The organism is Vreelandella salicampi (genome assembly GCF_013415105.1).
GTDB lineage: Bacteria > Pseudomonadota > Gammaproteobacteria > Pseudomonadales > Halomonadaceae > Vreelandella > Vreelandella salicampi.
In genome coordinates, this window is the sequence record NZ_JACCDF010000009.1 from 77,874 (window position 1) to 90,778 (window position 12,905).

Annotated in this window: 12 protein-coding genes and 1 tRNA gene; 5 read left to right on the top strand and 8 right to left on the bottom strand. The window is 54.3% G+C overall.

The window, feature by feature from the left end; translation table 11 throughout:
• Nucleotides 1-2: 2 nt before the first annotated feature.
• Nucleotides 3-1,223: an acetate/propionate family kinase gene (locus HZS81_RS11145; protein ID WP_241697471.1), complete on the top strand. Its 1,221-nt coding sequence runs from the start codon at nt 3-5 to the stop codon at nt 1,221-1,223.
• Here HZS81_RS11145 and HZS81_RS11150 read toward each other — a convergent pair.
• Nucleotides 1,206-2,453, bottom strand: coding sequence for an MFS transporter (locus tag HZS81_RS11150; RefSeq protein ID WP_179930636.1), 1,248 nt, complete (start codon nt 2,451-2,453; stop codon nt 1,206-1,208). The two genes, HZS81_RS11145 and HZS81_RS11150, sit on opposite strands and share 18 nt — an antisense overlap.
• Nucleotides 2,454-2,787: 334 nt before the next feature.
• Here HZS81_RS11150 and HZS81_RS11155 point away from each other — a divergent pair, with 334 nt between their 5' ends.
• A complete protein-coding gene (locus tag HZS81_RS11155) occupies nt 2,788-4,137 on the top strand; it encodes a Na+/H+ antiporter family protein (RefSeq protein ID WP_179930637.1) in 1,350 nt (449 codons plus the stop codon).
• A gap of 19 nt (nt 4,138-4,156) precedes the next feature.
• Here HZS81_RS11155 and HZS81_RS11160 read toward each other — a convergent pair whose 3' ends face one another.
• From HZS81_RS11160 to HZS81_RS11175, 4 genes are all read right to left on the bottom strand, one after another.
• Nucleotides 4,157-4,900 carry a TrmJ/YjtD family RNA methyltransferase gene (locus HZS81_RS11160; protein WP_179930638.1) on the bottom strand — a complete coding sequence of 248 codons (744 nt, stop codon included), beginning with the start codon at nt 4,898-4,900 and terminating at the stop codon, nt 4,157-4,159.
• Between the two features lie 154 nt (nt 4,901-5,054).
• On the bottom strand, nt 5,055-6,698 hold the full coding sequence (gene groL / locus HZS81_RS11165; protein ID WP_179930639.1) for a chaperonin GroEL: 1,644 nt from the start codon (nt 6,696-6,698) through the stop codon (nt 5,055-5,057).
• 85 nt (nt 6,699-6,783) lie between these two features.
• On the bottom strand, nt 6,784-7,077 hold the full coding sequence (locus HZS81_RS11170) for a co-chaperone GroES (protein ID WP_179930640.1): 294 nt from the start codon (nt 7,075-7,077) through the stop codon (nt 6,784-6,786).
• Between the two features lie 245 nt (nt 7,078-7,322).
• Nucleotides 7,323-7,820 (bottom strand): FxsA family protein, encoded by a 498-nt coding sequence (locus HZS81_RS11175; RefSeq protein WP_179930641.1) that lies wholly within the window; start codon nt 7,818-7,820, stop codon nt 7,323-7,325.
• Nucleotides 7,821-8,106: 286 nt separating this feature from the next.
• Between HZS81_RS11175 and HZS81_RS11180 the strand changes: the two genes are divergently transcribed.
• The gene (locus HZS81_RS11180) at nt 8,107-8,868 is read left to right on the top strand and encodes an SDR family oxidoreductase (protein WP_179930642.1); all 762 of its coding nucleotides are present in this window, start codon (nt 8,107-8,109) and stop codon (nt 8,866-8,868) included.
• Between the two features lie 163 nt (nt 8,869-9,031).
• Here the strand turns inward: HZS81_RS11180 and HZS81_RS11185 are convergent, their stop codons facing one another.
• Both HZS81_RS11185 and HZS81_RS11190 read right to left on the bottom strand, forming a co-directional pair.
• Nucleotides 9,032-10,009: a hypothetical protein gene (locus HZS81_RS11185; RefSeq protein ID WP_179930726.1), complete on the bottom strand. Its 978-nt coding sequence runs from the start codon at nt 10,007-10,009 to the stop codon at nt 9,032-9,034.
• A 258-nt stretch (nt 10,010-10,267) separates the two neighbouring features.
• Nucleotides 10,268-10,352 (bottom strand) — tRNA-Leu (locus tag HZS81_RS11190).
• Between the two features lie 74 nt (nt 10,353-10,426).
• Between HZS81_RS11190 and HZS81_RS11195 the strand changes: the two genes are divergently transcribed.
• Nucleotides 10,427-11,140 carry a ComF family protein gene (locus HZS81_RS11195; RefSeq protein ID WP_179930643.1) on the top strand — a complete coding sequence of 238 codons (714 nt, stop codon included), beginning with the start codon at nt 10,427-10,429 and terminating at the stop codon, nt 11,138-11,140.
• An 81-nt stretch (nt 11,141-11,221) separates the two neighbouring features.
• On the top strand, nt 11,222-12,196 hold the full coding sequence (locus HZS81_RS11200) for a serine/threonine protein kinase (RefSeq protein ID WP_179930644.1): 975 nt from the start codon (nt 11,222-11,224) through the stop codon (nt 12,194-12,196).
• A gap of 36 nt (nt 12,197-12,232) precedes the next feature.
• On the opposite strand, the gene HZS81_RS11205 is transcribed toward HZS81_RS11200, so the two are convergent.
• Nucleotides 12,233-12,781 carry a hypothetical protein gene (locus HZS81_RS11205; RefSeq protein ID WP_241697472.1) on the bottom strand — a complete coding sequence of 183 codons (549 nt, stop codon included), beginning with the start codon at nt 12,779-12,781 and terminating at the stop codon, nt 12,233-12,235.
• Nucleotides 12,782-12,905: the final 124 nt, after the last annotated feature.

Sequence of the window (12,905 nt, forward strand, 5' to 3'; positions counted from 1 at the left end):
TGATGATGAACGAGATTTTGGTATTCAATAGCGGTTCCTCCAGCTTGAAGTTTGCGCTCTATGCCGCCGCAAAGACGCCAGAAGGAAACAGTGAATCCGCATTGAAGGCGCTTGCGTTGCACTACAGAGGGCATTTTTCCGGATTGGGCACGAGGGGCGCCGCCGTTACCCTCAAGCTGGTAGCCGAGAGCGGGGAGGAGTACGCACTCGACGAATTACACGCGGCCGATAACCATGAAGATGCCATCACCCTATTGATGGCGTGGCTTGCCAACCGCGAAGGGGGCGGGACGCTTGGTGGGATCGGCCATCGTGTGGTTCACGGCGGGCAGCGTTACCGTGAAGCAGTGGTATTGAGTGCGGACGACGTTGACGAGCTGGAGACCCTCTCAAGCCTGGCGCCGCTACATCAACCGCACTGCTTGGCGCCGATTAAGCTCTTGATGGCGCGCTACCCCGAAGTGCCTCAGGTAGCAAGCTTCGATACCGCCTTCCACGCTGATCAGCCTTGGGTGGCTAAACAGTTCGCACTGCCCCGGGAGCTGACGGCCAAAGGGTTGATCCGCTATGGTTTTCACGGGCTTTCGTATGATTACATCAACCGCACGCTGCCCGATGTACTTCCTAGTGACGCCGCTAGCGAGCGCGTGATTGTGGCGCACCTGGGCAACGGCGCCAGTCTCTGCGCAATACATAACGGCAAGAGTGTTGCTTCCACCATGGGCTTTACCGCATTGGAAGGGCTGGCGATGGGCACTCGCTCAGGCTCGCTCGACCCCGGTCTAGTGCTGCATTTGATCGAGCAAGAGGGCATGTCAGCACAGGAAGTCTCCACGCTTTTGTATAAGCAGTCGGGGCTTTTGGGCGTCTCCGGTATTAGCAGCGATATGCGTGAGCTTTTGACAAGCGACGCGCCCGAGGCACAAGAAGCTATTGATCTCTACTGCTATCGTATTGCCCGGGAAATTGGCAGTTTGGCCGCTGCGTTAGGCGGGCTAGATCAATTGGTGTTTACCGCCGGTATTGGCGAGCATGCTGCCCGCGTTCGCGAGAAAGTCGCCGCGCAGTGCGAGTGGCTGGGTGTACAGCTCGATAGCGACGCTAATGTGCGAGACAAAACGTGGATTGCTAGCTTGGATAGCCGCGTGGGGGTGTGGGTGATCCCGACCGATGAAGAGCGTGTGATCGCCAGCGACTGTTTAACGCTACTTGATGCCGATTAAGCGAGTTTGACGCTCAAGCGGCGCTTCGCTGATAAACCAGTGCAGCGCCGCCGCCACCACTGACAGCAAAATCGCTATTTGCCATACGGTGTTGTAGTGACCGGTCAGGTCGTACAGGTAGCCGCCGAGCCATACGCCCATAAACGAGCCGAGCTGGTGGAAAAGAAATACGATGCCGCCGAGCATTGATAGATGGCGCACACCAAAGACAGACGCCACGATGCCGTTGGTTAGCGGTACGGTAGAAAGCCACAAAAGCCCAATCGCGATACCGAAAAGATAGGTGCTGAACGTGCTTAGCGGCATGAACACAAAGGCCGCAATCACCGCACCGCGAATGATGTAAAGCCAGCTTAAAAGCCGCGGCTTGGAAATAAACCCGCCTAGCCAGCCAGCGAGATACGTTCCGAAGATATTAAAAAGCCCCACCAGGGCCAGTACGGTGCTGCCCACCTCGACAGGCAAGCCGTTGTCGAACAGATAACCCGGCAAATGCACGGCAATAAACACCACCTGAAAGCCACAGACAAAAAAGCCCAGGCACAACATCCAAAAGCCTTTTTGCCCGGCGGCTTCGTTTAGCGCGTCTTTTAAGGTGAGATCCGTCGCGCCGCGTGGGGAAGGCGTATCGCGCAAAAACGCCCCAAACGGGATCATCAGCGCAGCAATTGCGCCCATCGCCAGCAGCGCCGCCGACCAACCAAGCCATTCTAAAAGCCCGAGTGTGCCCGGCAGCATGGCAAACTGCCCAAACGAACCCGCTGCGCTGACAATCCCCATCGCCATGCTGCGTTTCTCAGGTGAGACTGCGCGCCCCACTGCACCAAGGATTACCGAAAATGTGGTGCCGGAGAGGCCCAGGCCAATCAAAATCCCGGCGCTTAATGTCATACCCAGCGCCGAGTTGGCCAGCCCCATCATTAAAAGGCCAACGGCGTAAAGCGCCCCGCTAATGACGATGACCCGCGCGGCACCGAAGCGGTCAGCCAGCGCGCCGGTAAAGGGCTGCGATAGCCCCCACACTAGGTTTTGCAACGCCAGGGCAAAGGCGAACACCCCACGCCCCCAGCCGAAGTCGCTGCTCATGGGCTCCATAAAGAGCCCGAAGCCGTGGCGAAGTCCCATAGCGGTGGAAATCACCAAGCTGCCGAGCACGATCAAGAGCAGCGCCGCATGGCGTGATGGGAGAGCAGAAGCGGCAGTAGCTTTCGCTGAAGGCGTAGTAGTCATGGCATTTTTGTTTGCAGGCTTATAACGCATTCACTATGGCATGCGCGCCCATGCTTTGCACGTGCCTAGCATGGGCACCATTGGTGTTTTAAAGGCTGGCAAACGGGCTGAGTGACGTCCATCAAACAGGCGATGAGTAGGTAGTGAAGAGTAGGGTAGTGAGTAAGTAACGAAGGCAATAGCAGCAAGCGTTAGAGATAAACGTAATGATCTTGATCGCAGATTAAGGTTTATTTACTAGCAACAGCTTTTTAACTCGGCGCTATCTGCTAAAATCCGCCGCTTTTCAGTACTTGCTTACTTATACATTCACTGACTCTTGCTAGGAAATTTCATGAATGCAGTAATTCTTGCCGTATTGGTGATGGTAGCGTTATCGCTGGCGCGGGTCTCCGTGGTGTTTGCGCTGGTGGTTGGCGCGCTTGTGGGCGGCCTAGTAGGAGGCTTAACGCTTGAGCAAACGCTGGATGCTTTTCACCAAGGCGTGGGTGGTGGTGCGCAGGTAGCATTGGCGTACGCGACGCTTGGGGCGTTTGCGGTGGCGATTTCTCGCTCAGGCCTGCCGGATTTGCTCGCCAAACGGTTGATTGTCTTGCTTGGGCAGGAAACCAGCGCCGCGCATCAATCGCGTGTGAAAACACTACTGCTTACCGCCGTGCTGCTGATGGCGGTTTCATCGCAAAACCTGATTCCGGTCCATATCGCTTTTATTCCGATTTTGATTCCGCCGCTCTTAAAGGTCATGAACCAGCTCAACCTTGACCGCCGCGCGGTGGCCTGCGCGCTGACGTTTGGGTTGACGGCGCCTTACATGCTGCTACCCGTTGGGTTTGGCGCTATCTTCCTAAACGATATTTTGCTTGCCAATTTGAATAGCGCTGGCGAACCGTTAGGGCTTGAGATTACCCGTGCCATGGTGCCGATGGCGATGGCGGTTCCCGTGGGTGGTATGGCGTTGGGGTTAGCTGTGGCGATTTTCTTCAGCTATCGCAAGCCGCGTCATTACGACAGTGCCGATGTTGTCAGTGCCAACGCCCATGAAGGGCATTCGGCCCCTCAGGAGCCGCACACTTTGGGGCTTGTCATGTCGGGCGTAGCGATTGCCGCGGCGCTGGGTCTGCAGCTTTATAGCGGCTCGATGATTTTAGGCGGCTTGGTCGGTGTAGCGCTTTTGTCGCTAGGCGGTATTTTTAAGTGGCGCGAGGCGGATGGTCTTTTCACCAGCGGTATGCGCATGATGGCGTTGATCGGCTTCATTATGATTTCCGCTGCCGGGTTTGCCGAGGTGATGAAAACCACCGGAGACATTGATGCGCTGGTGGAAGGGGCGTTTGCCCTGTTTGGGGATAACCGCGGCTTGGCCGCCTTGGTCATGTTGCTGGTGGGCTTGTTTATCACGCTAGGGATTGGTTCGTCGTTTTCTACCATCCCGATTATCGCGGCGATTTTTGTGCCATTGGCGGTTCAGTTTGGCTTTTCCCCCATGGCAACCGTGGTGCTGGTGGGGACGGCTGCGGCGCTTGGTGATGCCGGCTCGCCCGCCTCCGACTCCACGCTCGGCCCTACCTCCGGGCTTAACGTCGACCGCCAGCACGACCATATCTGGGATAGCGTTGTACCCACGTTTATTCACTATAATCTACCGCTGATCGGCTTTGGCTGGCTCGCCGCCATGATGCTGTAACGCGCCTTGCCGCCCCTTGCTACTCTTTCGGCTGGGGCGGTAAGTGCGATTCAACGGCACTGAGTAGCCCTCGCAGCAGCGACAGTTCGCGCCGCGAGGGCTCTGCGCGGGCGAATAGGGCCTGCAGCTGTTCTTCGGTTCGTGCGTGGGGTTGAGTGATAAAGCCACTTTTGTGCATCACCTGGCGTAAGTGATCTTGAAAATAGCCAAACTGCTCGCGACTGGGCGGCGTGGCCTGCGTCGGTGTTTGGTAGGTAAAGCCGCTGCCAGGGCGTTTTCGAAAGCAGCGATGAACCTCGTAAGCGAGAATTTGCACTGCTTGAGACAGGTTGAGGATGCCGTATTCCGGGTTCGCCGGGATGCTGACCTGATGGGTACAGGCACGGATTTCATCGTTGGTTAACCCCGAACGCTCCCTTCCAAATACTAGCGCGACAGGCGCCGCCGTGGCGTTTTCCACCACGCTTTCGGCCATATTATCCGGTTCGTCAAAATGCGGTAAAGGCATGTTGCGAAGTCGCGCGCTGGCCCCGACGACCTGCACACAGTCACTCACCGCTTCATCAAGCGAGCCAACAACGCGCGCGTTTTCCAGCACGTCAGTGGCGCCGGCGGCGAGTCGCGTTGCTTCGTCATCGGGAAATGCCCGTGGGTTGACCAGGGTGAGGTGCTCGAGACCCATCGTCTTCATGGCGCGGGCGGTGGCGCCGATATTACCGGGGTGAAACGTCTGAACCAGGATAATGCGGATGTTGGAAAGCACGAAATTCAAACCTTAAACAGGCGGTGGTTGGTATATGAGGAAGTAAGACAGTGAGCAAGTCGCAATATTAACACGCCCATAACGCAAGAACCCCGCCGGAGCGGGGTTCTTGCTGACGTTTTAGCGTCAAATGAGCGGTTGGCTCAAGGGTGCATTACATCATGCCGCCCATACCGCCCATTCCACCCATGCCGCCCATATCCGGCGCGGCATCTTTCTCGTCCGGATCGTCGGCGATCATGCACTCGGTGGTGATCATCAGACCAGCGACGGAGCCCGCAGACTGCAGGGCAGTACGCGTGACTTTCGCCGGGTCAAGGACGCCCATTTCGAACAGGTCGCCAAACTCGCCGGTCTGTGCGTTGTAGCCGAAGTTGCCTTCGCCATCTTTCACACGGTTGATCACAACAGCGGCTTCAACGCCGGCGTTGGTGACAATGTGGCGCATCGGCGCTTCCATGGCTCGTAGTGCCATGTTGATGCCGTGGTTTTGGTCTTCGTTGTCACCAGTGAGGCCCTGTACTTTGGTAAGTACACGGATCAGTGCGGTACCACCACCAGGTACAACACCTTCTTCCACCGCAGCGCGAGTCGAGTGCAGCGCGTCTTCAACGCGAGCTTTCTTCTCTTTCATTTCCACTTCGGTAGCCGCACCGACGCGGATAACGGCAACGCCGCCAGCAAGCTTAGCGACACGCTCTTGGAGCTTCTCTTTATCGTAATCAGAGGAAGTCTCTTCGATTTGCGCGCGGATTTGGCCAACGCGCGCTTCGATATCGCCTTCAGCACCGGCGCCATCGATGATGGTGGTGTTCTCTTTGGACATGGTGACGCGCTTGGCGGTACCCAGGTGATCCAGGGTCGCTTGCTCAAGCGTAAGGCCCACTTCTTCAGAGATCACGGTGCCGTTGGTCAGGATCGCGATGTCCTGCAGCATGGCTTTACGACGATCACCAAAGCCCGGTGCCTTCGCGGCAGCCACTTTCACAATGCCGCGCATGTTATTGACGACCAGTGTCGCCAGTGCTTCGCCTTCAATATCTTCGGCGATGATAACCAGCGGCTTGCCAGCTTTTGCGACGGCTTCTAGCGTCGGCAGCAATTCGCGAATGTTGGAGATCTTCTTGTCCACCATCAGGATGAACGGATCTTCCAACTCAACCGCCATGGTGTCTTGGTTGGTCACGAAGTAGGGCGAAAGGTAGCCACGGTCGAACTGCATGCCTTCAACGACTTCCAGCTCGTCTTCGAAGCCACGGCCTTCGTCGACGGTAATAACGCCTTCTTTACCGACTTTCTGCATTGCTTCGGCAATGATTTCACCGATACGTGCATCGCCGTTAGCGGAGATGGTGCCGACCTGGGCAATCGCTTTTGAGTCTGTGCAAGGCACAGATAGCGCCTGGATCTCTTTCACAGAAGCATTGACGGCTTGGTCAATACCGCGCTTAAGATCCATCGGGTTCATGCCTGCGGTCACACCCTTAAGGCCTTCCGTCACAATCGCCTGGGCCAGTACGGTAGCGGTGGTGGTGCCGTCACCTGCGGCGTCAGAGGTTTGCGAAGCAACCTCTTTCACCATTTGCGCGCCCATGTTTTCGAACTTGTCTTTTAGCTCGATTTCTTTGGCGACAGAAACACCGTCTTTAGTAACGGTCGGTGCGCCGAAAGACTTTTCTAGCACGACGTTGCGGCCTTTCGGGCCGAGAGTCGCTTTTACTGCGTTGGCGAGAACGTCTACGCCGCGCGCCATGCGCTTGCGTGCATCATCGGAGAACTTAACTTGTTTAGCTGCCATGTTCGTAACTTCCTAACGGTTAAATATAAATGAACGATGAAACGGGTTAGCAAATAGCCAGAAGGGGATAGCTGCCTTCGCCTATTTAGCCTTCGACGACGGCCAGGATATCGGCTTCGCTCATGATCAAGACTTCTTCGCCATCGATTTTCTGCTTCTCGACGCCAAAGCCGTCTTTGAAAATCACGCTATCGCCCACTTTGACATCCAGTGCGCGGACATCACCGTTTTCCAAAATCCGGCCATTACCCACGGCTAATACTTCGCCGCGTGTGGGCTTTTCCTGGGCGCTGCCCGGAAGCACGATGCCACCAGCAGTGGTTTGCTCTTCTTCTACGCGACGAATTACGACGCGATCGTGCAAAGGACGGATATTCATGCTCACGTTCTCCTGAGTATCGTTTTGAGCCCTAATGGGCGGTTTCCAAATGACGCTTCTCATGGCGTGCTTAAAAAGCTGTGCCAACAAGAAGAGAAGGTAGTATGACCTTCATTGTTAATGGCGAATGGCATGTGCCTTCGCCGAACTTGTGTGCTGCCTCAAAAGTGGGGGCTGGCGTTAGCCTTTCAAGGGGTAAAGGCGAAAAAAATGGCTTTTTTTTCTATCGCCGTGCTCTTATCAGTTCAGCGGCGTGGGCGTGGTTCATCGCGGCTAATAAAGTCACCTTCTAGCGGGCCATCTTGATGGGCGTTAGACGACGAATCTGAGTGAGTGTCGGTATAAGTGTTGCTGTTCTGCTGCCCACCCGCTTGGTGTTGTGTGCTCACGCTGGCTTTGAGTCCGAACCATGTCAGTAGCTTGAGCATCAAGCGGCGAGCATTAGGGAGTAAGCAAGCTAATCCAAGGGCGTCAGATAAAAAGCCTGGTGCCATTAACAGTGCCCCGCCAAAAATGAGCGCAGCGCCGGTCAATAGCTCAGTCGAAGGAATCTCCCCGGCGTTCATTTTCTCCTTCGCGCGCGCTAACGTGGATGCGCCTTCGCGGCGGATGAGATGAAGCCCACCAATGCCAGTGATCAAAATCAATAACAAGGTGGCGAGAAGGCCTATTTGGCCGCCTATGGAGAAAAGGACCACAAAATCGAGCAGCGTAAAAAGAGAGATAAAAAGTAATACAGGCATGGTTCGCTCCAACAATGTGCAGCTGAGAATATGGAGACGCTTAGGCGCTAAAGCAAGCGTTTGCTGGTATGGGAATGAGAGTTATCCGTGTCAATGTTGAGTGGTATGGCCTTTTAGGCGCGCTTTTATTTTCTTATGGGCTTTACTATGCTGCACCGCATCATTGGTGCTATGTTTAGTGCGGAACTGAGTACCATGCCTAGTGCTGATTCTAGTACTCGGTTTAATGCATCGCCCACGGTCGGTGCTGTTGTATCCCCAATACATTGATTGAAGGTGGTGACGAATGGAGTTAAATAACCAAATTATCGCGATTACAGGCGGCGCTCGTGGACTCGGGTTTGCTACGGCTAAGCGTCTGGGCCAGCAAGGAGCGAAAGTTGCCTTGTTGGATATGAACGCAGAAGCGTTAGATAGTGCCGTATCCAAACTGGCAAGTGAGGGTATTGATGCCCAAGCGTTTGTCGTCAACGTGGCAGAGGAGGCCTCAGTGACTCAGGCATTTGCCGATATCGCCCAGCAGATGGGAGCACTCAGCGGCTTGGTGAATAACGCGGGGATTACGAAAGATGCGTTGCTGGTAAAAGCCAAAGATGGCGAAGTACAAAAGCGCATGTCACTTGATGCCTGGCAAAGTGTCATCAATGTGAACCTTACCGGCGTTTTCTTATGTGGGCGCGAAGCCGCTACCCAAATGATTGAAGCGGGTAAAGAGGGCGTTATTGTTAATATTTCCAGCATTTCTCGTGCGGGCAATATGGGGCAGAGTAACTACTCAGCGGCCAAAGCGGGGATTCATGCGCTCACGGTTACCTGGGCAAATGAGCTATCACGCTATGGGATTCGTACCGGCACCGTGGCTCCCGGCTTTATCAATACCGAAATGACCGCCGCGATGCGCCCCGATATGCTCGAGCGTATTGCGTCAGGGGTGCCGCTAAAGCGACTCGGCGAAGCCGATAACATCGCGCAAAGCATTGAGTTTGTTTTAACTAATGACTACTTCACCGGTCGTATTATTGAGTGCGATGGCGGCCTGCGTTTATAAACTACGCGTCATCAATATTCAGGCAGGAGATAAAAATCAAAGGGCTCCTCTGGGGTGATGGCAAGCCTTTACGCCTGTCATCGAAGGGGGAGGAGCTACTAAATTTGCGCGACACGTTTGGCCACTGTCTGCGTTGTGAAAATGATACGTAGCTAATTGAGGGCTAAAAATAGTTGCGTTGGATGCGGCGCTGAAAATACATCTCAAGACGTAACGTCATGGCCCAGCGCGGGTCATAGCTTGATTCACGCGGGAAGTGCAATTCAGGAATGACGTCAGCAAACAGTACCCCTTTATGCACATCGCGGCGGTAGCGCGTTTGCAGATAGTAATTCGTCATACGCGGGTGAGAGGCGCTCTCGCCAATGGCAATGGCTGAATAGCGTAAGGCACTGCGGTCATTGAGCCTATGGTTGAGTTCCGCGACTTCGCTAAATTCCAGCGTGTCTTCTTCTTCGCGCCACTGCAAGTTGGTAATAAAACGCAGGTGCTGTGCGTCACTCAGCGGCTTCCCTATGTCCCAGCGTGTGCGTGCGGAGTAACCGTCATTATTAAACCAGGAAATTCGGTTGTTGGATTCAAGCTGCCAGGGGCTCTCGCCTAAATGCCAAAGTCGCTCGCTAGTAAAGCGCACAAAGGGGTCTAGCGGCAGACGTAAACGTACCCCGGCACTGACATCGTTGCTCCAGTGTTCGCGTTTATCGCGGTCTTCTAACCAGGTTAAACCCAAGACTGAGGAGCGTCTGTTGCGTTGATCGTTAGCCAGTCGCCCAGAGCCTTGTTCTTCTAACGTACCTTGGGACTCTTCGGGGTCGCTTTCGATAATCAAGCGCAAACGCTCTTCAGCGGTCGGTAGATCAATTCGATAGCGAAGCGTTGTTTCAGCGTCGACGCCATCACCTTCCATAAAGTCTAACTCTTGGCCAAGGCGAAGATATGATTTGTTTTCGACGCTCATACTTTCACGGGTGCCGAAGAAGTTGTCGATATTGCGTGAGGTGCTGTCGACCCAGGCGCCGACACGTTCTCGCGTAGGCTCAATGCGGTCACTTGCCCACTGAGGTAGGTCGCTATCGCTCTCATTAGCCATCGCCACATTCATAATCGCGCTGCTGCATAACACGCTTAGCCAGCCTAGCATCACAATTTGTTTCACAGGCAAGGCCTCTTCTTAAAAAACCATATCTAATGTCATTTCAGCATCAATATGCATGGATGGCGATGCTTTGCAAAAGAAAAACATTAACAGCTTTAGATAAGCGAATCGATCAGAGGGGGAAGTAAATTAACTAGGCAATGTTAAACTTATAAATAAATCAACTTCAGCTTTGTTAAGCTAGGCTATGAGTTACTTATCTTAGAAGGGAGGTGAAGCAGGGAAAGGTCTTTATAATCAAGTTGGTGCGGATGGGGAGACTTGAACTCCCACGCCTTACGGCACTAGAACCTAAATCTAGCGTGTCTACCAATTCCACCACATCCGCAGAACTGGCGCATATACTAGCAGTTAATTTTTGAAAGTCAATCATCGATGTGAATTAGTGGTAAGGAGCAAAAAATGCAAACGCAGCCGCGTGGACGTAGCCTTATTCAATGGATAGAGCGGCAGCTGCGTTTGGCGCTACCGGGCTACTGCGCTTTCTGCTTAGGGGAGGTGCCGCCTGGCCAGGCTTGGTGTGCCCCTTGCTTTGCCTCGCTTCCTTGGAATCAACAAGCGTGCCGGTGCTGCGGTGAACCGCTTTCTTTTGCGTCGGCAATGCCGTGTCGTGAATGTGTGGATTCACCACCTGCCTTTACACGGGCGCATGTTCCGCTTTTGTATCAGGGGCAGGTTCGACAACTCATGCGCGAATTCAAATTTCATGCTTCGCCTCGGGCGGGCGTGCTGCTAATGGCGTTGTTCAAAGAAACGCTAGCTCAATGCCATGCGGAGGCGCTGATCCCTGTGCCGCTGCATCGTAAGCGCTCACGCGAGCGTGGTTTTAACCAATCGCAGTGGCTGGCGAAAGAGCTGCACAAAACCTGGGATATTCCAATAATAAACGCGGTGCGCAAGGTTGATACACCTAGTCAGCGTCTCTTCGGCCGTATGGCGCGGCGACGAAATTTGGAAGGGGTATTTGTAATGAGCACCCGGCTACCAAAACGCGTGGCGATTATTGATGATGTACTGACAACCGGGGCCACGGCTCATGCGCTGGCATTGGCGGCAAAAGAGGCGGGCGTAGAGCAGGTTGATGTCTATGCCCTCGCGCGTACGCCGCGGCGCTAAAAAAATAGACGCAAAGCGGTTATTAGCCGAGTCAGGCAGCCGAGCTGATAGAATGTCGCTTCCAATAGAAAGGAGGTCTGCATGTCGCACCCTTATCGTGCGCTATCCCCGGATGTTGTGATGTCGGCGATAGAGTCCATCGGGTTTTGGCCCTCCGGTGAGCCCTTTGCGCTCAATAGCTATGAAAATCGCGTGCTGATGTTTCGTGACGATGAACGTCGCAGTTGGGTGGTGAAGTTTTATCGCCCAGAGCGCTGGTCGCAGGCTACTATCCAAGAAGAGCATGATTTTTTACACGAGCTCAACGTCGCCCAGGTACCGGTAATTGCTCCTTGGCGTGATAGCGAAGGATGTTCGCTTCACCATTATGCAGGGTACGATTTTGCGCTATTTCCTCAATGTGTTGGGCAAGCCCCTGAACTGGATAATCCCGCTCACCTTTTTGCTTTAGGCGGCTTGCTAGCGAAATTACACCGGGTTGGTGAGGAAAAGGCGTTTGCCCATCGGGATACACTCGATATGCCAGTAGGCATTATTCAGGCGCGTGAACGTGTTTTGGCGAGTGACTGGTTGACAGCGCATCAACGTCGTGCCTACGAGCGTGTGACAACACGGTTGCAGGAGCAAACAGCCCCTTACCAGGCAAAGGGGCTGTCAACGATCCGCTGTCATGGAGACTGTCATCTGGGCAATATTTTGGGTCGAGACGAAGACTTTACCCTCGTCGATTTTGACGACTGCCTGATGGCGCCGGCCATACAAGATATTTGGATGCTGCTTGCGATAGATGGCCCCCAAACGTGGCGGTCGCAGCTGAGCGAGATTTCAGAAGGATATGAGGAAGAAAGGGCGTTTCCGCATGATCAGCTGGCCCTGATTGAGCCATTACGAAGCTATCGCTTGGTGCGTCACACTGCTTGGCTGGTGGACCGCTGGAATGACCCTGCCTTCCCGCAGGCATTTCCCTGGGTGGCGGGTAGCGGCTATTGGGATCAGCATATTCGCCAGCTAGAGCAGCAAAGGCTCCAGCTGGCGTCCCCCAAGTGGCTGGCATGACAGTATGACAGTTTGCGTGGGGGCGTAGCGGTGTGGCTACTGGTCCTCTGGATTCGGGCGCTCAGACGGAATGGGGTTGGCGACTCCATCGCCATTAGCTTGACGACGCTGCTCGTTAATTTCCGCAGAAGGGTTGTCCTGCGCTTCGATTTCAAGAGCCTCGCTTAGCGTGAGCAAGAAGCCTCGTCCTGAGGGCGTGCTGCAGGGGTTGTCATTGCAAGCAAGGCCATATTCACCGTCGCTGTTATACGCACTGGCGCTGATGGCGCCCGAGAAAATGGCGCTATCGGCGTTATCTGTCTCAATGCAAGTGACATCATGCGCGGTAATGCGTAAACGGTCATCTGAAAGCTGGGCATCGCCGATCAAGACGCAATACTCAGGTAGTGAGTGAGACGCTTCGCTGTATTGGCTTGGCCGTAGCAGAATGCTTTCTTTGCGCGTTTCCCCTTCGCTAAATGCGATAGCTTCAACGAACTCTACCCCGATAGTGGCGTTATTGGGCAACGAAAGGGTTTCTTCGGCGGCATAGAGCGGCATTGCTAAAATGGGTGCGGCCAGTACGGTGAACCAGGTGGTTGTCAACCTTAAAGACGATCTAAACGACATAACGGGTTCTCGCTGAATGAATAAGGTATTGCTGATAAATTGTGGCACAAACGCCATCAGCAACGAATGACTCGTTAACAGCACTATAACATAGCGTCAA

Coding starts and splice junctions, on each gene's coding strand:
- HZS81_RS11145 (WP_241697471.1), top strand. CDS start 3: ATGATGAACGAGATTTTGGTATTCAATAGCGGTTCCTCCAGCTTGAAG.
- HZS81_RS11150 (WP_179930636.1), bottom strand. CDS start 2,453: ATGACTACTACGCCTTCAGCGAAAGCTACTGCCGCTTCTGCTCTCCCA.
- HZS81_RS11155 (WP_179930637.1), top strand. CDS start 2,788: ATGAATGCAGTAATTCTTGCCGTATTGGTGATGGTAGCGTTATCGCTG.
- groL (WP_179930639.1), bottom strand. CDS start 6,698: ATGGCAGCTAAACAAGTTAAGTTCTCCGATGATGCACGCAAGCGCATG.
- HZS81_RS11170 (WP_179930640.1), bottom strand. CDS start 7,077: ATGAATATCCGTCCTTTGCACGATCGCGTCGTAATTCGTCGCGTAGAA.
- HZS81_RS11175 (WP_179930641.1), bottom strand. CDS start 7,820: ATGCCTGTATTACTTTTTATCTCTCTTTTTACGCTGCTCGATTTTGTG.
- HZS81_RS11180 (WP_179930642.1), top strand. CDS start 8,107: ATGGAGTTAAATAACCAAATTATCGCGATTACAGGCGGCGCTCGTGGA.
- HZS81_RS11185 (WP_179930726.1), bottom strand. CDS start 10,009: ATGCTAGGCTGGCTAAGCGTGTTATGCAGCAGCGCGATTATGAATGTG.
- HZS81_RS11195 (WP_179930643.1), top strand. CDS start 10,427: ATGCAAACGCAGCCGCGTGGACGTAGCCTTATTCAATGGATAGAGCGG.
- HZS81_RS11200 (WP_179930644.1), top strand. CDS start 11,222: ATGTCGCACCCTTATCGTGCGCTATCCCCGGATGTTGTGATGTCGGCG.